Consider the following 19,020-nt stretch of genomic DNA (forward strand, 5'->3'; position numbering starts at 1 on the left):
CATGACGACACCCCTGCTTCGCATCCGCGACCTGCACGTAGGCTACGGCCGCGCCGAGGTGCTGCACGGCATCGACCTGCAGGCCGGCCAGGGCAGCGTGGTCACGGTGATCGGGCCGAACGGCGCGGGCAAGTCCACGCTGCTCAATGCGCTGATGGGCGTTCTGCCTTCCAAGGGCGTGATCGAGTTCAAGGGCCAGCCGGTCAACGGGCTGTCGCTCGAGGAGCGCGTGATGCTCGGCATCGCGCTGGTGCCAGAGAAGCGCGAGCTGTTCGGCACCATGCCGGTGGAAGACAACCTCGTGCTCGGCGCCTTCCGCCAGGTGCGGATGCGCAACCGCCAGTGGCGCGACCGCATCGACGAGGTCTACACGCTGTTCCCGCGCCTGAAGGAGCGCCGCGCGCAGCTGGCCGGCACGCTCTCGGGCGGCGAGCGGCAGATGCTGGCGGTGGGCCGCGCGCTGATGTCGCGTCCCACGCTGCTGATGCTCGACGAGCCCAGCCTCGGGCTGGCTCCGCTGGTGGTGCAGGAGATCTTCCGCACCGTGGAGGCCCTGCGCGCCACCGGCGTGACCATCCTGCTGGTGGAGCAGAACGCGCGCGCCGCGCTCGAGGTGGCGGACCACGGCTACGTGCTCGAGATGGGCAGCGTCAGCCTCGAAGGCGAGGCCAGGAAGCTGGCCGTCGACTCGCGCGTGATCGACACCTACCTGGGCGCCGCGAAGAAGGCCGCCTGAACGAACGACAACGCCGCGATTGGCGCGGCAAGGAGACCACCGCATGAAGAAGCCCCAGCGCCGCTTCCACCCTGCCCTGTGCGCGACCGCGCTCGGCGCCGCCGCGCTGCTCGCGGCCTGCGCGAGCCGGTCCACCGCGCCGCCGGCCGCGCATGCGCCGCTGGCGGCCGCACGGCCGGGCACGCTGCAGTCCTGCACCGACCTCGCCGCCCGCGCGGTGCTGCCCGGCACCGTCTACACATCGGCCACCGAGGTGCCGGCCGGCACCGTCACGGTCGGCGGCGTCGCGATGGCGGCGCCCGCGCACTGCCTCGTGCAGGGCCGCATGAACGAGCGCACAAGCCCCGTCGACGGCCAGCGCTATGCCATCGGCTTCGAGATGCGGCTGCCGGTCGCCTGGAACGGCCGCTTCTTCTACCAGGCCAACGGCGGGCTCGACGGCGTGGTGGTGCCCGCGCTCGGCGGCATCGGCGGCGGCGGACCGCGCAGCAGCGCGCTGCAGATGGGCTTCGCCGTCATCAGTTCCGACGCCGGCCACGCAGGCTCGATGGGCCCGCGCTTCGGGCTCGATCCGCAGGCGCGGCTGGACTACGGCTACAACGCCGTCGCGCAGCTCACGCCGATGGCCAAGAACCTGATCGCCAAGGCCTACGGCCGCGGCCCCGACCGCTCGTACATCGGCGGCTGCTCCAACGGCGGCCGGCACGCGATGGTGGCCGCCGTGCGCTCGGCCGGCCAGTACGACGGCGTGCTCGCGGGCGACCCCGGCTTCAACCTGCCGAAGGCGGCGGTGGCGCAGCTCTACGGCGCGCAGCAGTACGCGGCGGTGGCCAGTGCGAAGACGCCCGCCGGACAGCCCGACCTGCAGAGCGCCTTCACGCCCGCCGAGCTGAAGCTGGTGGCCGACAAGGTGCTGCAGCGCTGCGACGCGCTCGACGGCATCGCCGACGGCATCGTGTCGAACGTCAACGCCTGCCGCACGCGCTTCGACATCCAGCGCGACGTGCCGACCTGCGCCGCGGGCACGCGCGACGGCATGTGCCTGAGCGCGCCGCAGAAGAACGCGCTCGCCAACGTGTTCAAGGGCGCGCGCAACGGCGCGGGCCAGCCGATCTACAGCAGCTTCCCGTTCGATGCGGGCGTGAGCGGCGCCAACTGGCGCGAGTGGAAGTTCGCGAGCCCGCCGACGCGCGACGCGGGCGCGGTCGGCTTCATCTTCAGCACGCCGCCATTGGCCGACCGGCCGCAGGGCCTGCCCTTCGCGCTGGGCTTCGACATGGACCGCGACGCCCCGCGCATCGCCGCCACCGACGGCGTGTTCCGCGAATCGGCGCTGTCGTTCATGACGCCGCCCGACGCAGCCAACCTGGGCGCACTGCGCGAGCGCGGCGGCCGCATGATCGTCTACCACGGCACCAGCGACCCGGTGTTCTCCTCCGACGACACGCAGGCCTGGTACGAGCGCGTGCAGGCGGCGAACGGCGGCGATGCCTCCTCGTTCGCGCGCTACTTCCCCGTGCCCGGCATGAACCATTGCGCAGGCGGCCCGGCCACCGACCAGTTCGACATGCTGAGCGCGCTGGTCGACTGGGTCGAGCAGGGCAAGGCGCCCGCGTCCGTCACCGCCGCGGCGCGCGGCGCGGGCACGCCGGTGCCCAACGCCGAAGTGCCCGCAGGCTGGGCCGCGCAACGCACGCGGCCGCTGTGCCCCTACCCCCAGGTCGCCACCTACACCGGCGGCGACACCGAGCGCGCGGGCAGCTTCGCGTGCAAGCTGCCGACACCCTGATATCTAGTTAGCTAACGAGCCTCCGATGGATTACCAGCCCCGCCCCGACGACATCCGCTTCCTGCTGAACGCGGTGCTCGACGCCCCCGCGCGCCTTGCCGCGCTCGCGCCCTTTGCCGAAGTCGACGAGGCGCTGCAGTCGCAGGTGCTCGAGGAGGCGGGTCGATTCGTCGGCGAAGTGGTCGCGCCGATCAACCGCGAAGGCGACGAGATCGGCTGTCGCTTCTCGGACGGCGAAGTCGTCTCGCCGCCGGGCTTCCGCGAGGCGTATCAGGCCTTCGTCGACGGCGGTTGGCCCGCTCTCTCGGCCGCGCAGGAAGACGGCGGCCAGGGCCTGCCGGCGGTGCTGGAAGCAGTGCTCTACGAATGGCTGGCCGCGGCCAACCATGGGCTCACGATGGCGCCGGGCCTGCTGCATGGCGCGTACGCCTGCCTCAAGCACCACGGCAGCGAGGAGCTGAAGCAGCGCTACCTGCAGAAGATCGCGACCGGCGAATGGCTCGCGACCATGTGCCTCACCGAGGCCCACGCGGGCAGCGACCTGGGACAGGTGCGCACGCGCGCGGTCCCGCAAGCCGACGGCAGCCTGCGGGTGAGCGGCAGCAAGATCTTCATCTCCGGCGGCGAGCACGACCTGACGCCGAACATCGTCCACCTCGTGCTGTGCCGCCTGCCCGATGCGCCGGCCGGGCCCAAGGGGCTGTCCCTCGCACTGGTGCCCAAGGTGCTGCCCGACGGCACGCGCAATGCGGTGCACTGCGAGCGCATCGAGGAAAAGATGGGCCTGCACGGCAGCCCCACCTGCAGCATGCGCTTCGACGAGGCCACCGGCTGGCTGGTCGGCGAACCGGGCCGTGGGCTGGCCGCGATGTTCGTGATGATGAATTCGGCGCGGCTGCACGTCGCGCTGCAGGGCATCGGCCTGCTCGACGCGGCCTGGCAGAAGGCCGACGCCTATGCCGCCGAGCGCCGCCAGATGCGCGCGCCGGGCCCCGTGCCCGCCAGCCGCGGCGGCGAGAGCGCCGACCTGATAGCGGAGCACCCGGCGGTGCGCCGCATCCTCGACACGCAGCGCGCCTGGATCGACGGCGCGCGCGCCATCGCCTATCGCAGCGCGCTGATGCTCGACGTGGCCGAACACGACGCCGACCCCAAGGCCCGCGAGCGCGCACAGCGCTGGTGCTCGCTGGTCACGCCGGTGCTCAAGGCCGCGTGCACGCACCAGGCCTTCCACGGCGCGAGCGAGTGCCTGCAGGTTTTCGGCGGCCACGGCTACGTGCGCGAGTGGGGCATCGAGCAGATCGTGCGCGACTCGCGGGTGACCATGATCTACGAGGGCACCAACGAGATCCAGGCCATCGACCTGCTCGTGCGCAAGGTGCTGCCGGACGCCGGCGCCGCCATGTCGGCCGTGCTGCTGGAACTGCGCGACACGCTGGACGCCTCTCGCGAGGCCGACGCCGACGTGCAGCGCCGGCTGGCGCAGCTGCGCTACATGGGCACCACCATCGCGATGGCGGCGCATGCCAACCCGGTGCTGCCGTACGAGGTGGCCGACGACTACCTGCGCGTGACCATGCTCGCGCTGATGGCGTGGGCCTGGGCGCGCATCGAGGCTGCGGCGCCGCAGGATGCGGCCAGAGCCCGCGCGGGCGCCGCCTTCCGGCGCTGGGTGCTGCCGGAGTTCGAGATGCGCATGGGCATCATCAAGCGCTCCTGCGAGACGGTGGCGCTGACACATGCGGCCCAGGCGGCCGCGCCCGGTGCCGGTGTCTCCAACTAGCCACTCCGGGCATTCGCGGCAGTCGGCGCGGGGTTACGCTCGGGCCATGGCCTCCAACCCGAAATCCGCTTCCGCCAAAGGCGAACAGGCCGCGGCGCCGCAAGGCAGCAAGCCCGACCGGCTCGACGCGCGCATGCTCGAAACCCTGGTCGGCTACAACGCCCGCCGGGCCTGGCTGATCGTCAGCGCCTTCTTCGCGGAGCGCATGGCGCCCTACGGGCTCAAGCAGATCGACTTCTCGGTGCTCTCGCTGCTGGCCCACAACCCGGGCGCCACCTCGCGGCAGCTGTGCAATGCGCTCGACATCCTGCCGCCCAACCTGGTGAGCCTGGTGGCCACGCTCGACAGCCGCGGGTTGATCGAGCGCCGCCCTCATCCGCACGACGGGCGCGCCGTCGGCCTGCATCTCACCGCCGCCGGAGAAACATTGATCCGCGAGGCGGAGCAGACCGTGATCCAGCTCGAGGCCGATGCCAGCGCCAAGCTCACGGCGCGGGAGCGCGAGACGCTGATACGGCTGCTGCAGAAGATCTATCTGTAGAAACGGTCTGTCGAAGCGCCGGCCTCAGAGGCCCCGCTCGACCATGTCGATGAGCTGCTGGCCCAGCTTGTAGGCCGCCTCGGGCGGTATCTCGCGCAGCGGCCCGTCGATGATGAGCAGCGCCAGCCCATGCACCGCGCTCCAGGCGCAGTACTCCGCGTTCGGGCGCCGCGCCGGGTCGAGCACGCCGGCGTCCACCAGCCGGTCGATGGCCTTCCCCAGCAGCTGGAACGGATCGAGCCCGCTCTCGCCGGCCTTGCCAGGGCCGAGTTCGCCGCGGCCCTCGTCGGAGATCACGAAGGCGGTGCGGAACAGGCCCGGCTCGGCCTGGGCGAAGCGCAGGTAGGCGGTGCCGACGGCGCGCACCTGGCCGCGCGCGAAGTCGGCGGGGGGCTGGTCGCAGGGCTGGGCCGCCAGTTCCTTTTCCATGGCCTGCGCCGCCGCGGCCAGCGCTGCCTCGCGCACCGCGAGCAGCAGCTCCTGCCGGCTGCCGAAATGCCGGTAGGCCGCGTTGGGCACCACGCCGACGCGCCGGGTGGCCTCGCGCAACACGACCGCGTCGGGACCGCCGTCGCGGGCCAGCTCGATGCCTGCTTCCAGCAGCGCCCGGCGCAGATCGCCGTGGCGATACGTGCTGCGCGCGGGCGGCAGGCTTTCGGGGACGTTGTTGAGCTTCATCGCTTCTCCATGTGGACACTGTCCATTATCTCTGTTATTCTTTGTGGACGGTGTACACAAAGTAATCCGATTGTTTGCGGCCCATGACACCGGCGGGCCTCCGAGTCACCTCACCAGTCCAAAGGAATCGTCATGAAAGTCCAGTCGTATCTCTCGTTCGAAGGCCGCTGCGACGAAGCGCTCGGCTTCTACGGGAAGGCGCTCGGCGCCGAGGTCACGCAGCTCATGCGCTACAAGGAAGCGCCCGCGGGCGCTCCGTCGGAAGCCGAAGAAACCGGCTGCGCCGGCGGCATGCCCGATGCCGAGAAGGTGATGCACGCGGTGTTCCGCATCGGCGAGACCGAGCTGATGGCCTCCGACGGCCGCTGCTCGGGCCAGCCGAAGTTCGAGGGCATCATGCTCGCGCTCACCGCCAGCACCGACGCCGAAGCCGTCAAGTGGTTCGACGCGCTGGCCGAAGGCGGCCAGGTCATGCAGCCGCTGATCCCGACCTTCTTCACTTCCAAGTTCGGCATGCTGACCGACCGCTTCGGTGTGGGCTGGCTGCTGGTGGTCGCGCAGCCGGGCTGACCGGCCTTTCCCTCGCATCAGGATCCCAGAGAAAGCTCCACCCATGCTCAAGAAAATCGCCCTCGTCGTCGTGCTCGCGATCGCCGCGCTGCTGATCTATGCTGCCACCCGGCCCGACACATTCCGCGTCGAACGCACCGCGCGCATCGAGGCTCCGGCCGAGAAGATCTTTCCGCTGATCGACGACTTCCACCGCTGGGGCACCTGGTCGCCCTACGAGAAGCTCGACCCCGCCATGAAGCGCAGCTTCGGCGGCAGCGCGAGCGGCAAGGGCGCGACCTATGCGTGGGAAGGCAACGAAAAGGCGGGCGCGGGCCGCATGGAGATCGTGGAGTCCGCGCCTTCGTCGAAGGTCGCGATCAAGCTCGACTTCATCAAGCCCTTCGAGGGCCACAACACCGCCGAATTCACGCTTCAGCCCCAGGGCGGCGCGACGCAGGTCACCTGGGCCATGTACGGCCCGAGCCCCTACATCGCCAGGCTCATGGGCATCTTCTTCAACATGGACCAGATGATCGGCAAGGACTTCGAGACGGGTCTTGCCAACCTGAAGGCCGCCACCGAAAAGTAACCGCGAAAGGAAACACCATGCCCAACATCCACGCCTACCTCACCTTCGACGGCAACGCAGCCGAGGCCATGCGCTTCTACGAGAAGACGCTCGGCGGCACCATGCAGATGATGATGACCGTCGGCGACGCGCCCGACACCGAGCAGTTCCCGCCCGAGGCGAAAAAGCGCCTCATGCATGCCTCGCTCTCCTACGGCGGCGGCATCCTGATGGCCTCCGACTCCATGCCCGGCCAGCCGTACCAGGGCATGAAGGGCTTCGGCGTCGCGCTGACCATCGAGACCGTGGCCGAGGCCCGGCGCGTCTTCGACGCCTTCGCCGAGGGCGGCCATGTGGGCATGCCCTTCGAGAAGACCTTCTGGGTCGAAGGCTTCGGCATGGTGACCGACCGCTTCGGCACCCCGTGGCTCATCAACGGCGGCAAGCCGCTGGTCTGAGCCCCTCACCCTCCACTCCAAGAAATCCGCTTCCCATGACCAACCAACTCGACAGCCGCAAGCGCTGGCTCGCATTGATGGTGCTGTGCCTGGGCGTCCTGATGATCGTGCTCGACACCACCATCGTGAACGTGGCGCTGCCCTCGATCCGTACCGACCTGGGCTTCACCGAGACCTCGCTGGTCTGGGTGGTGAACGCCTACATGCTGACCTTCGGCGGCTTCCTGCTGCTCGGAGGCCGGCTGGGCGACCTGTACGGCCATCGCCGCGTGTTCCTCGCGGGCCTGGTGCTGTTCACGCTGGCATCGCTGGCCTGCGGGGTCTCGACCTCGCAGGGCCTGCTGGTGGCGGCGCGCGCGGTGCAGGGCCTGGGCGGCGCGGTGGTGTCGGCCGTGTCGCTCTCGCTCATCATGAATCTCTTCACCGAACCGGCCGACCGCGCCAAGGCGATGGGTGTGTACGGCTTCGTGTGCGCCGGCGGCGGCAGCATCGGCGTGCTGCTGGGCGGCCTGCTCACGAGCACGCTGAGCTGGCACTGGATCTTCCTGGTGAACCTGCCGATCGGCGTGGCGGTGTATGCGCTGTGCGTGGCGCTTCTGCCCAGCGCGCGCGGCCATGCGCACGGCGAGAAGCTCGACGTGGCGGGCGCCATCACCGTGACGCTGTCGCTCATGCTCGCGGTGTACGGCGTGGTCAACGGCAACGAGGCCGGCTGGGGCTCCACGCAGACCCTGGGCCTGCTCGGCGCCGCGGTGGTGCTGCTGGCGATCTTCATCGCCATCGAAGCGCGCGTGCAGCATCCGCTGATGCCGCTGGGTCTCTTCAAGCTGCGCAGCGTGTCGGTGGCCAACGTGGTCGGCGTGCTGTGGGCGGCGGCCATGTTCGCGTGGTTCTTCATCTCGGCGCTCTACATGCAGTTGGTGCTGAACTACACGCCGATGCAGATCGGCCTGGCCTTCCTGCCGGCCAACATCATCATGGCGGTGTTCTCGCTGGGCCTGTCGGCCAGGATCGTGATGCGCTTCGGCATCCGCAAGCCGCTGGCAGCGGGACTGTGGCTCGCGGCCATCGGGCTGGCGCTGTTCGCGCGCGCGCCGGTCAACGGCAGCTTCGCGCTCGACGTGCTGCCCGGCATGATGCTGCTGGGCCTGGGCGCGGGCATGGCCTTCAACCCTGTGCTGCTGGCCGCGATGAGCGAGGTGAGCCCCTCCGACTCGGGCCTGGCCTCGGGCGTGGTCAACACCTCCTTCATGATGGGCGGCGCGCTGGGCCTGGCCGTGCTGGCCAGCGCCGCCGCCGCGCGCTCCGCATCGATGGAAGCTGCCGGTGCGCAGCTGCCGCTGGCACTCACCGGCGGCTACAACCTCGCGTTCCTCGTCGGCGCCGTGTTCGCGGCGGTGGCGGGTCTGCTCGGTGCCTTGCTGCTTCGCTCCGCCATGCCGGGGCAGACGCAGAACAACGAAGAAACAGCAGCACCCCACGAAACGGCGGCCTCGCAATGAGCGGCAACCTGCCATGCAACCGCCGGTCTTCTTTCTTCAACGGTTCCACAGACTCTTCAGGAGAACAACCATGGCTCGCTATGTAGACGGCTTCGTCCTCGCCATTCCCTCGGCCAACGTCGAGGCCTACCGCAAGCTGGCGCGCAAGGCCGGCAAGGTGTGGATGGAGTACGGCGCACTCGAATACGTGGAGTGCATCGCCGACGACGTGAAGCCGGGCAAGCTCACGTCCTTTCCGCAGAGCGTGAAGCAGAAGCCCGACGAGACCGTCGCCTTCTCGTGGATCGTCTACAAGTCGCGCAAGCACCGCGACGCCGTCAACGCGAAGGTCATGGCCGACCCTCGCATCACGGGGATGGACCCCAAGACCATGCCCTTCGACAGCAAGCGGATGATCTTCGGCGGCTTCAAATCCATCGTTGAGTTCTAGGCTCGCCCCCAGGCTTCGCGCACTTCGTGTCGCTTCGCCGGCCTCAGGCCAGAAAGCCGTCATAGACGAGCTTGAGCCCTGTCAGGAACATGCCCAGATACACGAAGCGATAGAACCACGTCGCATCGATGCGCCGCGCGATGCGGATGCCGACCCACACGCCCAAGGGCGCGATCGGCATCAGCACCAGCGAGGTGGCCAGCGTGCGGAAGTCGAGCAGGCCGAGCCATGCGTAGGGAATCCACTTGCTCAGGTTCACCACGAAGAAGAAGTAGGCCATGGTGGCCGTGAAGATCACCGGCGAGAGCCGCAGCGGAATGACGTAGGCGTTGATCGGCGGCCCGCCCGCATGCGCGATGAAGCTGGTGAAGCCCGACACCGTCGTCAGCACCGCGCCGACGCCGCGCGAGGGCAATGGATCGTCGGGCTTGGGCGGAAAGAGCAGGCGCTGCGCCAGGAAGAGCAGCGTGAACACGCCGACGATGCCCGCCACCGTGTGCGCCGAGAGCACGCGGAACAGCAGCGTGCCGATCGCCGTGCCCAGCAGCCCGAACGGAATCAGGAACTTCAGCAGCGTGCGGTCGAAGTCGCGCCGGAACGCCGCGAGGCCCAGCAGGTCCATCAGCAGCAGCAGCGGCATCAGGATGGCGGCCGCCTGCGGCACCGTGACGGCCAGCGCCATCATCGGCACCGCGAGCGAGCCGAAGCCCGCGCCGAAGCCGCTCTTGCTGATGCCGAGCAGCAGCACGGCGGGAATGGCGACCGCGTAGAAGTACGGGTCGGTGATCAGGGGAAAAGCCATGGGGAAGGAAGACAAGAGAAAACCCGCCTGGGGGCGGGCTTGCCTTCCGAGCGTAGCAGCATGGCACCGCGCGTGCCGGCTGCGGGCTACCGCCGAGCCGTCTGCTTCAGCGGATTGAGCACGAAGTCGAAGTCCAGGCGCCAGCGGCCGTTGTCCTGCTTCTTCCATGGCGCGACCAGCGACTGGCGCACCGCGAACACCGCATCCGAATCCAGGTACTCGTCGCCGTCGCGGAACACGTGCGTGATGAGCCGCTCGTAGCCCGGCGCCTCGATCTTGAAGTGCAGGTGCGCGGGCCGCCACGGGTGTCGCCTGGTCGCGCGCAGCAGGTCGCCCACCGGCCCGTCGACGGGGATCGGGTACGCCACCGCCACTACGCTGCGGAAGTGCAGCGAACCGTCGGGCCCGGTGCGCAGCGTGCCGCGGTTCTCCGCATGGTCGAGGCCGGCGTGCTGCACGTCGTAGTGGCCGCCCGCGTCGGCCTGCCACACGTCGACGACAGCGTTCGCCACCGGCTCGCCGTCGAGGCCGCGCACCGTGGCGAACACGTCGCAGGGCTCGCCCTCGGCGCCGTTGGCCACGTCGTCGCCGTGCTCGTACTCCGGCGCGCCCTCGAAGTAGAAGGGGCCGAACACGGTGGCCTCGGTACAGCCGGCCGGCTTGTCGTTGTTCATCGCGATGGTGAGCATCGACAGCCCCAGCACGTCCGACAGCAGGATGAACTCCTGCCGCTTGTCGTCGCACTTCTGCCCGGTGGCCGTGAGGTACTGGATGCCCTGGAACCATTCTTCCTCGGTGAGCTTCACCTCGCGCGCGAAGGCGTGAAGGTGCTGCACCAGGCTGGTCAGGATCTCGCGCAGGCGCGGGTCGGGCGTGTCGGCGAAGCGCGCGAGCACGGCCTGGGTGATGTTGTCCTGGTTGAGGTTGCGCATCGTGGCTGTCTCCGTGTTGTCCGGTCGTCGATCGACCGCAAGGAACTGTAGGGCGGGCGACACGGCGCTTGAAGCGCCACGGTGCAAATGATTTTTCCGTGCAGCGGAAAGGTCGCCGGGCGCCGGGCCCGGGTCAGGGCGAAGCCGGCGGCAGGCAGCTTCGCAGCTCTTCCCGCACGTCGCTGCCCGGCAGGATGCCCCAGCGCACCCGCACGCTGCGCGCGTCGTCCTCGCCCGCCCAGGGCATGCGCAGGCTGCCGGTGCAGCTGGCGGTGGCCAGCAGCGGCTCCAGCAGGGCGCCTTCGGAGCGGAATTCGGGCGTGTCGAGGATCAGCACCATGCCGCCCTCGCGCGCCAGTGCATCGGGCGGCAGCCATGGCGAGGTGCGCGGGTCGCCGTCGATCAGCAGCTGCACGTCCGGGTCCATGTGCAGCACCACCGCGCCGGCGAACCAGGTGTCGCCCACCATGAGCCGCAGCGGGCGGTCGCCCGCGCGCTCGCGCCATACGGCCTCGATGGCCTCGGCGATCCGGCCGGAAGGCAGGTTGGCGCGCGTGATGTAGCCGTGGCGCGCGCTCCAGACGCCGTCGACCCAGGCCTGGCCGAACGATCCGGCAACGTGCAGGACGGCGGCCGCGACGAGCGTGCCGATCCATCGGCGGCGCGTCCAGCGCTCGGCCTCCAGGCCCGGCACCACCATCACCGCCCATACGGCGACCGGCAGGAAGAAGGTGCTGAGCCACGAAGCCACGAGGCGCATGTTGAAGAGCACCGACATCGCCAGCACCAGGCACACCGGCCCGAAGGTCGCCCAGGCGAGGAAGCGCCGGTCGAAGCCGCCGCGTGCCGTCTTCTGATCCTGCACGGCGCCTCTTTCCCGCATGAACCAGGCCCAGGCCACGAAAAGGAGCATCGGCGACAGCCGGGCGACCTGCACCAGCAGGATGCGAAGCGGCCGCGGATGCACGTGCTTGAGCAGCGGCCCCGAGGGGTGCATCGAGTGCCGCGCGTAGCCGATGGTCTGGTCGCCGTGCTGCAGCAGCCATGCGAGGTGCGGCGCCATCAGCAGCAGCGCCACGCCGGCAGCGCGCAGCAGGTCGCGGCGCACGCGCGCATCGCGCCACGAGCCCTCCCAGGCGATGAAGCCCGCACCCACCGCGAGCTGCACCAGGGCGCTGTACTTGGTGAGCATCGACAGCGCCGCGAACGCGCCGAGCCAGAGCCAGTCGAAGCGGCCGCCTGCCGACGGCGTGCGCAGCACCCGCCACAGCATCCACCAGTAGCCCGCCATCGGCAGCAGCTGCACCGTGTTGTGGTTGAAGATGGTGGCGCGCTGCACGTGGTAGGTCACGAGCGAGCCAAGCAGCACCGCCAGCGCCGCCCGCATCGGCGGCATCATGCCCAGCGACCAGCGCCACATGATGTAGAGCGCGCCCACGCCGCAGCCCACGCCCGCTGCATAGGTCAGCCAGGGCTGGCGGCCGGCCAGCAGGACCGGCAGGCCCATCAGCCAGCTCGGCAGCGGCGGGTGCTTGTAGTAGCCCCATTGCATGCTGCCGCCCCAGAAGAGCTCCTCGACGTTGTCCCAGGGCGGGGTCTCGTAGAAGCCGGCCATGGGCAGCGTCCAGAGCACGACCAGCGCCAGCAGCGCGATGACGACGGCGCCGTTCAGGGAAAGATGCCGAGCGGGAGCGGGCGCCGGACGGGCGCCGGGAAGGAAGGGCCAGGAATTCATTGCCTCCCTTTGTAAAGCTTCCGGCCTAACGGGACCTGACTGGAGCCGGCTTTCGCCTGGCACCCGCGCGCGCCCCGCCCAGGGCGCGCCACATAGAATCCCCAGCCTGCCCGCCCGCAGGCGTCCGGGGCCCGGTTCAGCCCCGCGATCGGTCCGGCGAGAACCGCGCACGGCAGGCAAGCCCGGAGACAAAGAACGCCCATGGACCGCTGGACCGAAATCGCCCTGCTCGTGCAGATCGCCGATGCCGGCAGCCTGAGCCGCGCCGCCGAGGCGCTGGGCCTCTCGAACGCGGCCGCGAGCCGCCACCTGAGCGCGCTCGAGGAACGGCTGGGCGCGCGGCTGGTCGAGCGCAACACGCGCCGGCTCTACCTCACCGATACCGGCCGCGAGTTCTGCGGCCGCGCCCGCACCATCCTGGCCGACCTGTCGGACGCCGAATCGGCGGTGAACGCCACCGCGCTCAATCCCACGGGCACGCTGCGCGTGACGGCCTCGCTGTCGTTCTCGATCCACCACATCGCGCCGCTGCTGCGCGAGTACACCAACCGCTACCCCGGCGTGACGGTGCACGTGGAGGCGGCCAACCGCTACTTCGACCTGATCGACAACAACATCGACGTGGCGATCCGCACCCGCGAGTTCGAGCCCGATTCGAACGTGACCATCCGCCGGCTCGGCGAGACGCGGCGCATCCTGGCCGCCTCGCCGCGCTACTTCGCGCAGCACGGCTTCCCGAAGACGCTGGAAGAGCTGAAGCAGCACAAGCTGCTGATCTACACCCACGCCAACAACCCGAACGAGCTGCGCTTTCGCCGCGGGAACGAGACGCACACGGTGTCGGTCACCGGCCTGCTCGAATCGAACGACGGGCAGGTGCTGCGCGCCGCGGCGCTCGACGGCATGGGCATCCTGGTGCAGCCCACCTACATCGTCTACGACGACATCGTGGCCGGCCGGCTGGTGCCCACGCTGGACGACTGGGACCTGCCGCACCTGACCATCAACCTGGCCTACCCGAGCCGCAAGCACCTGTCGGCCAAGGTGCGCAGCTTCATCGACTTCATGGCGGCGCACTTCCAGAAGATGGAATACGAGCGCAAGTGGACCGGGAGGTTCTAGGCTCGCCCCCAGGCTGCGCGCAATTCGTGCCGCTGTGCCGCCGTCGGCCGCGGCGACACCTTTGGCCCCGCAAACCGGTTGCGCCGCGTTCCACGAAAGGGAACGCGCCGCAGCCAATGCTTGAAACATGTGCGTAAACGCACATCCCCGCCTTTCGCAGCCCCGCACACTGGAACCGCAACCGTCGCATCCCGCGGCGGGCCCACCGTCTGTTTCCACCCTGCAAGGATCTGCCATGAACACCCAGGCCACCGCCGCCAACACCCCGCGTGCGCCGATCGCGTCGCCGCTGTCCGCCCTCTCCCCCTCATCGCTGGACGATTCCGGCAAGCTGCTGATCCGCGTGACGGTCGGCTTCCTGGTGCTGCTGCACGGCATCTTCAAGCTCTCGGCCGGCGTGGGCTTCATCGCCGGCATGCTGGCCAAGGCCGGCCTGCCGGGCGGCATCGCCTACCTGGTCTACGTCGGCGAGATCGTCGCGCCGCTGCTGATGATCGCGGGCCTCTACACCCGCGCCGCCGCAGGCGTGGTGGTCATCAACATGCTTGTGGCCTTCGGCCTGGTGCACATGGCCGACTTCTTCGCGCTGACCAAGCAGGGCGGCTGGGCGCTGGAACTGCAGGGCCTGTACCTGTTCGGCGCGCTGACCGTGGTGCTGCTGGGCGCCGGCCGCTTCTCGCTGGGCGGCACCAAGGGCCGCTGGAACTGAGCGAGCCGGCGAATCATTCGTGGAACACTGCGCAACCGGCTTTGCCGGCCCGCAGTGTTGTCTCCAAAAGAGGCTTTGGCGCAGCGACCCGAAGCGCGCGAAGCCCGGGGAAAGCCTCAATCGCCGCGTACCTGGGAGACCATCTGCTCCAGGCGGGCCACGTCGGCGACCAGAAGGGCCTTGTCGTCCTTGCTCAGGACGCCGCTGCGCGCCAGCGCGTTGAGCTCGCGGGTCACCTGCTCGCGGTTGGTGCTGATCTGGCTGGCCAGCGCCGCGTGCTTGGGCGCCGGGTCCAGCCGGGCCCGGTTGCCCTCGACGCCGGCGGCGCGGGCCAGGCGCAGCAGCTCGGCATGCAGCCGGTTCTGCACGCCCAGGGTGCTCAGGTCGATCACCCGCTCCGACAGCTGCCGCACCAGCGTCGCCAGCCGCAGCATCACCCGGCCGGCCACCAGGGGCTCGTCGCGCAGAAGGGCCATGAAGGAGGCCCGGTCGAGGCTGGCTACCACGCTGGGTTCCAGCGTGACCACGTCGGCGGAGCGCGGGCCGCCGTCGATGGCGGAGATGTCTCCGAAGTGCTCGCCGGCTTCGGAATCGCGGAAGGTCACCTGCCGGCCGTTGGCCGAGTAGGTCGTCACCCTCACCCGGCCGGAGACCAGCAGGAACACCTCGCCCTGCTGCTCGGCGCGCAGCAGCAGGGGCTTGCCGGCCTCCACGCTGTGCCACAGGCATTGCTGGGCCAGCAGGTCCAGCCGCTGGTCTGAAAGGCCTTCGAGCAGCGCGATCTGGCGAAGCGCAAGGCTGGAACGGGGGGTAGGTTCGGGTCTGGCCATGCCGGGGGGGTCGGTGGTCAACGGGGATGGGCGCGCGGATTATGCTCGGGTGCCGCTTCGAACCCGTTCATGGCCAGACGTTCCCCTGAAGCCCCCTCCGACGCCTCCCCCGCCGCCGCGTTTTCGCTGAGACCGCCCACGCGGCGCAATCTGCGCTGGGCGAGCGGGCTGGTGCTGATGGCCTACGTCACGCTGCACCTGCTGAACCATTCGCTGGGCATCTATTCGTTCGCCGCCGCCGAGACCATGCTGCGCGGCGTACAGGCCTTCTGGCACACCATCGCGGGCACCGCCCTGCTCTATGGCGCGGCCGCCACGCACCTCGCGCTGGCCGTGGTCGCCCTGTGGGAGCGGCGCACCCTGCGCATGCCCCCGCTCGAGGGCCTGCGCGTGGCGCTGGGTTTCGCGCTTCCGCTGCTGCTGGCCACGCACCTCACGGCCATGCGCGGCGCCTACCAGGCCTACGGCATCGAGGGCTCGTACGTGCGCGTGGTCTGGGGGCTGTGGGACTGGCAGGGCGCCGCCGCGCAGCTGCTGATGCTGCTCGCGGCCTGGACCCACGGCTGCCTGGGCCTGCACTTCGCGCTGCGGGCCAAGCCGGCATGGCGGCGCTTCTCGCACCTGCTGCTGGCGGTGGCCGTGGTGCTGCCGCTGTCCGCCGCGATGGGCTTCGTTTCGATGGGGCGCGAGTTCCAGTGGACCGGCGTGCCGCCGGCCGCCCTGCCCACGGCCGAGCAGTCCAAGGCCCTGGGCACCGCCGAGAACGCGATCAAGTGGGGCTACGGCCTGGCGCTGGCGGCGCTGCTGGCGGCGCGCTGGGGCCGCAACAGCTTCTCGCGCTGGTCGCGCCAGCCGCAGGTGGCGCTGCGCTACCCCGGCCGCACGGTGCAGGTTCCGCGCGGGTGGAGCGTGCTGGAAGCGAGCCGCTCCCACGGCATCGACCACGTCTCGATCTGCGGCGGACGGGCGCGCTGCTCCACCTGCCGCGTGCGCGTGGCCGGCCCAGCCGAACACATCGGCGAGCCGGGCCGCGACGAGCGGCGCACGCTCGACAGGGTGCGCGCGCCGGCCGACGTGCGGCTGGCCTGCCAGCTGCGCCCGCGCGGCGACATCGAGGTCACGCCGCTGTTCGCGCCGCTGCCCAACGAGGGCCGACCCGCGCCGGTGGGCAGCTTCGGGCGCGAGCGCGACGTGGCGATCCTCTTCGTCGACCTGCGGCGGTGGTCGGGCCTGTCGGAGCGGCAGTGGCCCTTCGACCTGGCCTACGTGCTCGACCGCTACTTCGCCACCGTGGGCGCGGCCGTGCGCGAAAGCGGCGGCGTGCCCAACCAGTTCATCGGCGACAGCGTGATGGCGATCTTCGGCCTCGACTGCGACCTGCCCACCGCCTGCAGGCAGGCGATGCGCGCGACCGAGCTGATCGGCCAGCGCATGGACGCGTGGAGCGAAGGCTTCGAGGCGCAGTTCGGCCAGCGGCTGGAGTTCGGCATGGGCCTGCACGCGGGCCGTGCGGCGGTGGGCGAAGTGGGCTACCTGGAGACCACCACCTTCACCGCCATCGGCGAGGTGGTCAACACCGCGAGCCGGCTGCAGGACCATTCGAAGACCGCCGCCTCGCGCCTCGTGGTGTCGCTCTTCGCGGCCGAGCAGGCCGGCATGGCACACGCCATGGGCGAGGCCGAAGTGCTGAAGGTGCGGGGCCGCTCGGAGCCCCTGGCGGTGCTGTACGCGCCGCAGGTGACGGCGACCGCGACTACGGCGACAACGGCTTCCCTCTAGCTGCCAGTTGGCGAAAGCGGTGCGCAAACGCACATCGCGAACCACGATGCGGTTTCACACTGCATCCCGTGGCAACGACGAATGTCCGCCGCCCACACAGTCAGCAAAGGGACTCGCATCATGAACACCAAGCAACGCATCGCCGCTCTCTCCGCCATCGCATTCGCCATGCTCGGCGCAGCGGGCGCGGTCCACGCCGAAACCTATGAAGGCGTGCATCCGATCACCTCCGCCGCCAGCCGCGCCGACGTGCGTGTCCAAGCCGTGGCCGCCGCGCGCACCGACAACCCCTATGCCGACGGCGCCAGCGCCGGCCCCGCCCCGGTGATCGCCTCGTCGACCAGCCGCGCCGCCGTGCGCGCCGAAGCCGTCGCCGCAGCGCATGCCGACAACCCCTACGCCGAAGCCGCTTCGTCGGGCGTGGCCCCGATCGTGGCCAGCACCGTCGACCGCGCCGCCGTGCGTGCCGCAGCCCGAGCTGCCGCCCGTGGCGACGCACTGCCGCTCTGATCGGCCCGAACCACTCGAAAGGAATCTCGCAATGAACAACAAGCCACGCATCGCCGCATCCGCCCTCGCCGCAGCCTTCACCATGCTGGGCGCGGCCGGCGCCCACGCCGAAGCCTATGAAGGCGTGCAGCCCCTCACCTCTTCCGCCAGCCGCAGCGACGTGAAGGCCGAAGCCGTGGCCGCGACGCGCGAAGGCAACCGCTATTCGGACGCCGCCGCCGAAGGCGCCGTGGCCTTCAGTTCCACGCTCGACCGCGCCACCGTGCGCGAGCAGGCCGTGGCCGCTGCCAACAACCCGCTGCAGAGCCTGGACCGCCGCGCCTTCTACCGCGACGAAGTGCCCGCGGCCTACAGGAAGCCCAGCGTCTCGTTCACGCGGCAGGCCAGCCTGCCGAGCACGGCACGCCCCTGACGCGCGGGCTCAGGGCCGCACGCCTTCCCAGGCGTTCTGCAGAAGCGCGCGGATCGCCGCGCGCTCCAGCGGGCGCGGGTTGGGGTACTGGTTCTTGAGCGCGTGCTCGCAGGCCAGGTCGAGATCGGCCTCCTTCATGCCGATGTCGCGCAGCGCGACCGGCGCGCCGTTGTCGCGGGCCAGGTCGTACACGGCCTGCGCGGCGCTGCCGCTTCCAGCCAGCGCCTTCACGATCTTCGCCATGGCTTCGGGCGCCGCCGCGTCGTTGTAGGCCAGCGCATGCGGCAGCACGATGGTGTGCGTCTCGGCATGCGGCAGGTTGAAGCTGCCGCCCAGCGTGTGGCACAGCTTGTGGTGAAGCGCCATGCCGACATTGCCCAGCACCGTGCCGCACAGCCATGCGCCGTAGAGCGCGTCGCTGCGGGCGGCCGGGTCCTTGGGCGTGGCGCGGATGGCCGGCAGCGCGCGGCCCAGCGCGGCGATGCCCTCCTGCGCCATCAGGTCCATGATCGGGTTCGAGTCGACCGCATAGAGTCCTTCGGCCGCGTGCGCGATGGCGTTGATGCCGCTGGTCACGCTCATGCCCACGGGCAGTCCGAGCGAGAGCTCGGGGTCGTAGATCACGGTGCGCGGCAGCACCCGGAAGTCCTTGCCCGTCTTCTTCATGCCGGCTTCGGTGATGCCGTAGATCGGCGTCATCTCGGAGCCCGCGTAGGTGGTCGGGATGGCAAGGATCGGCAGGCCCGAATCGAGCGCGATGGCCTTGCCCAGCCCGGTGGTGGAGCCGCCTCCGATGGCGACGGCGCAGTCGGCGCCGAGCTTGCCGGCCACCTCCCTCGCCTCGCGTGCGGTCTCGATGGGCACGTGCATCACGGCGCGGTCGAACACCCCCGCCGCATGGGCACCGAGCATGTCGGCCACGCGCTCGGCCTGCGGGCGCTGCTCGGGCGTCGAGAGCACCAACGCCCGGCGCGCGCCGAGCGCATCGATCTCGCGGGCCAGGTGCTGCAGCGAACCTGCGCCGAAAACCACCCGCTGGGGTGCGCTGGTGTAGATGAACGAGGGTGTGGTCATGGCCTGGTGCCCTGTCTCCGGTGTCTCCGATTAATGTCTGCCTGGACGAATCCGTCCGCCCCCCGGCCCGTGCCGGGC

The 19,020-nt window shown here is 70.2% G+C and carries 20 protein-coding genes; 14 read left to right on the plus strand and 6 right to left on the minus strand.

The features are described 5' to 3' along the window. Position 1 precedes the first annotated feature (1 nt). Genes FHY06_RS33385 through FHY06_RS33400 form a run of 4 tightly spaced genes read left to right on the plus strand, consistent with a single transcriptional unit; the run spans position 2 to position 4,849 of the window. A complete protein-coding gene (locus FHY06_RS33385; protein ID WP_184607564.1) occupies positions 2-736 on the plus strand; it encodes an ABC transporter ATP-binding protein in 735 nt (244 codons plus the stop codon). 43 nt (positions 737-779) lie between these two features. Continuing rightward, positions 780-2,525: a tannase/feruloyl esterase family alpha/beta hydrolase gene (locus FHY06_RS33390; RefSeq protein ID WP_019656134.1), complete on the plus strand. Its 1,746-nt coding sequence runs from the start codon at positions 780-782 to the stop codon at positions 2,523-2,525. A gap of 25 nt (positions 2,526-2,550) precedes the next feature. Next, positions 2,551-4,308: an acyl-CoA dehydrogenase family protein gene (locus tag FHY06_RS33395; RefSeq protein ID WP_184607565.1), complete on the plus strand. Its 1,758-nt coding sequence runs from the start codon at positions 2,551-2,553 to the stop codon at positions 4,306-4,308. 46 nt (positions 4,309-4,354) lie between these two features. Then, a complete protein-coding gene (locus tag FHY06_RS33400; RefSeq protein WP_126184581.1) occupies positions 4,355-4,849 on the plus strand; it encodes a MarR family winged helix-turn-helix transcriptional regulator in 495 nt (164 codons plus the stop codon). A 24-nt stretch (positions 4,850-4,873) separates the two neighbouring features. Here the strand turns inward: FHY06_RS33400 and FHY06_RS33405 are convergent, their stop codons facing one another. Then, a complete protein-coding gene (locus FHY06_RS33405; RefSeq protein WP_019656137.1) occupies positions 4,874-5,527 on the minus strand; it encodes a TetR/AcrR family transcriptional regulator in 654 nt (217 codons plus the stop codon). A 132-nt stretch (positions 5,528-5,659) separates the two neighbouring features. Between FHY06_RS33405 and FHY06_RS33410 the strand changes: the two genes are divergently transcribed. From FHY06_RS33410 to FHY06_RS33430, 5 genes are all read left to right on the plus strand, one after another. Continuing rightward, on the plus strand, positions 5,660-6,097 hold the full coding sequence (locus FHY06_RS33410; RefSeq protein WP_126184583.1) for a VOC family protein: 438 nt from the start codon (positions 5,660-5,662) through the stop codon (positions 6,095-6,097). Between the two features lie 43 nt (positions 6,098-6,140). Further along, positions 6,141-6,668 carry an SRPBCC family protein gene (locus tag FHY06_RS33415; RefSeq protein WP_184607566.1) on the plus strand — a complete coding sequence of 176 codons (528 nt, stop codon included), beginning with the start codon at positions 6,141-6,143 and terminating at the stop codon, positions 6,666-6,668. 17 nt (positions 6,669-6,685) lie between these two features. Continuing rightward, the gene (locus FHY06_RS33420; RefSeq protein WP_126184585.1) at positions 6,686-7,105 is read left to right on the plus strand and encodes a VOC family protein; all 420 of its coding nucleotides are present in this window, start codon (positions 6,686-6,688) and stop codon (positions 7,103-7,105) included. Positions 7,106-7,140: 35 nt separating this feature from the next. Further along, complete coding sequence (locus FHY06_RS33425; protein ID WP_184607567.1) at positions 7,141-8,607, plus strand: DHA2 family efflux MFS transporter permease subunit; 1,467 nt, start codon at positions 7,141-7,143, stop codon at positions 8,605-8,607. Positions 8,608-8,677: 70 nt separating this feature from the next. Then, on the plus strand, positions 8,678-9,037 hold the full coding sequence (locus tag FHY06_RS33430) for a DUF1428 domain-containing protein (RefSeq protein WP_019656142.1): 360 nt from the start codon (positions 8,678-8,680) through the stop codon (positions 9,035-9,037). 43 nt (positions 9,038-9,080) lie between these two features. Here the strand turns inward: FHY06_RS33430 and FHY06_RS33435 are convergent, their stop codons facing one another. The 3 genes from FHY06_RS33435 to FHY06_RS33445 form a co-directional block, all read right to left on the minus strand. After that, a complete protein-coding gene (locus FHY06_RS33435; RefSeq protein ID WP_019656143.1) occupies positions 9,081-9,839 on the minus strand; it encodes a sulfite exporter TauE/SafE family protein in 759 nt (252 codons plus the stop codon). Between the two features lie 86 nt (positions 9,840-9,925). After that, complete coding sequence (locus tag FHY06_RS33440; RefSeq protein ID WP_132753630.1) at positions 9,926-10,771, minus strand: intradiol ring-cleavage dioxygenase; 846 nt, start codon at positions 10,769-10,771, stop codon at positions 9,926-9,928. Between the two features lie 133 nt (positions 10,772-10,904). Continuing rightward, entirely contained in the window at positions 10,905-12,506 is a 1,602-nt protein-coding gene (locus FHY06_RS33445; protein WP_184607568.1) for a glycosyltransferase family 39 protein, read from the minus strand. Positions 12,507-12,707: 201 nt separating this feature from the next. Here FHY06_RS33445 and FHY06_RS33450 point away from each other — a divergent pair, with 201 nt between their 5' ends. Next, positions 12,708-13,628 (plus strand): LysR family transcriptional regulator, encoded by a 921-nt coding sequence (locus FHY06_RS33450; protein ID WP_019656146.1) that lies wholly within the window; start codon positions 12,708-12,710, stop codon positions 13,626-13,628. Between the two features lie 235 nt (positions 13,629-13,863). Further along, positions 13,864-14,337, plus strand: coding sequence for a DoxX family protein (locus FHY06_RS33455; protein ID WP_019656147.1), 474 nt, complete (start codon positions 13,864-13,866; stop codon positions 14,335-14,337). Positions 14,338-14,453: 116 nt separating this feature from the next. On the opposite strand, the gene FHY06_RS33460 is transcribed toward FHY06_RS33455, so the two are convergent. Then, a complete protein-coding gene (locus FHY06_RS33460; RefSeq protein WP_184607569.1) occupies positions 14,454-15,167 on the minus strand; it encodes a Crp/Fnr family transcriptional regulator in 714 nt (237 codons plus the stop codon). Between the two features lie 69 nt (positions 15,168-15,236). On the opposite strand from FHY06_RS33460, the gene FHY06_RS33465 reads away from it, so the two are divergent. The 3 genes from FHY06_RS33465 to FHY06_RS33475 all read left to right on the plus strand — a co-directional run bounded on the left by FHY06_RS33465 (position 15,237) and on the right by FHY06_RS33475 (position 17,868). Further along, positions 15,237-16,946 (plus strand): adenylate/guanylate cyclase domain-containing protein, encoded by a 1,710-nt coding sequence (locus tag FHY06_RS33465; RefSeq protein ID WP_184607570.1) that lies wholly within the window; start codon positions 15,237-15,239, stop codon positions 16,944-16,946. A gap of 120 nt (positions 16,947-17,066) precedes the next feature. Then, entirely contained in the window at positions 17,067-17,456 is a 390-nt protein-coding gene (locus tag FHY06_RS33470) for a helicase SNF2 (protein ID WP_184607571.1), read from the plus strand. Positions 17,457-17,487: 31 nt separating this feature from the next. Further along, positions 17,488-17,868, plus strand: a complete 381-nt coding sequence (locus FHY06_RS33475; RefSeq protein ID WP_184607572.1) for an alpha/beta hydrolase — start codon at positions 17,488-17,490, stop codon at positions 17,866-17,868. Positions 17,869-17,877: 9 nt separating this feature from the next. Here the strand turns inward: FHY06_RS33475 and FHY06_RS33480 are convergent, their stop codons facing one another. After that, positions 17,878-18,942, minus strand: coding sequence for a maleylacetate reductase (locus FHY06_RS33480; protein ID WP_019656152.1), 1,065 nt, complete (start codon positions 18,940-18,942; stop codon positions 17,878-17,880). Positions 18,943-19,020: the final 78 nt, after the last annotated feature.

The sequence above is a fragment of the Variovorax atrisoli genome (assembly GCF_014195185.1).
Lineage (GTDB): Bacteria > Pseudomonadota > Gammaproteobacteria > Burkholderiales > Burkholderiaceae_C > Variovorax > Variovorax atrisoli.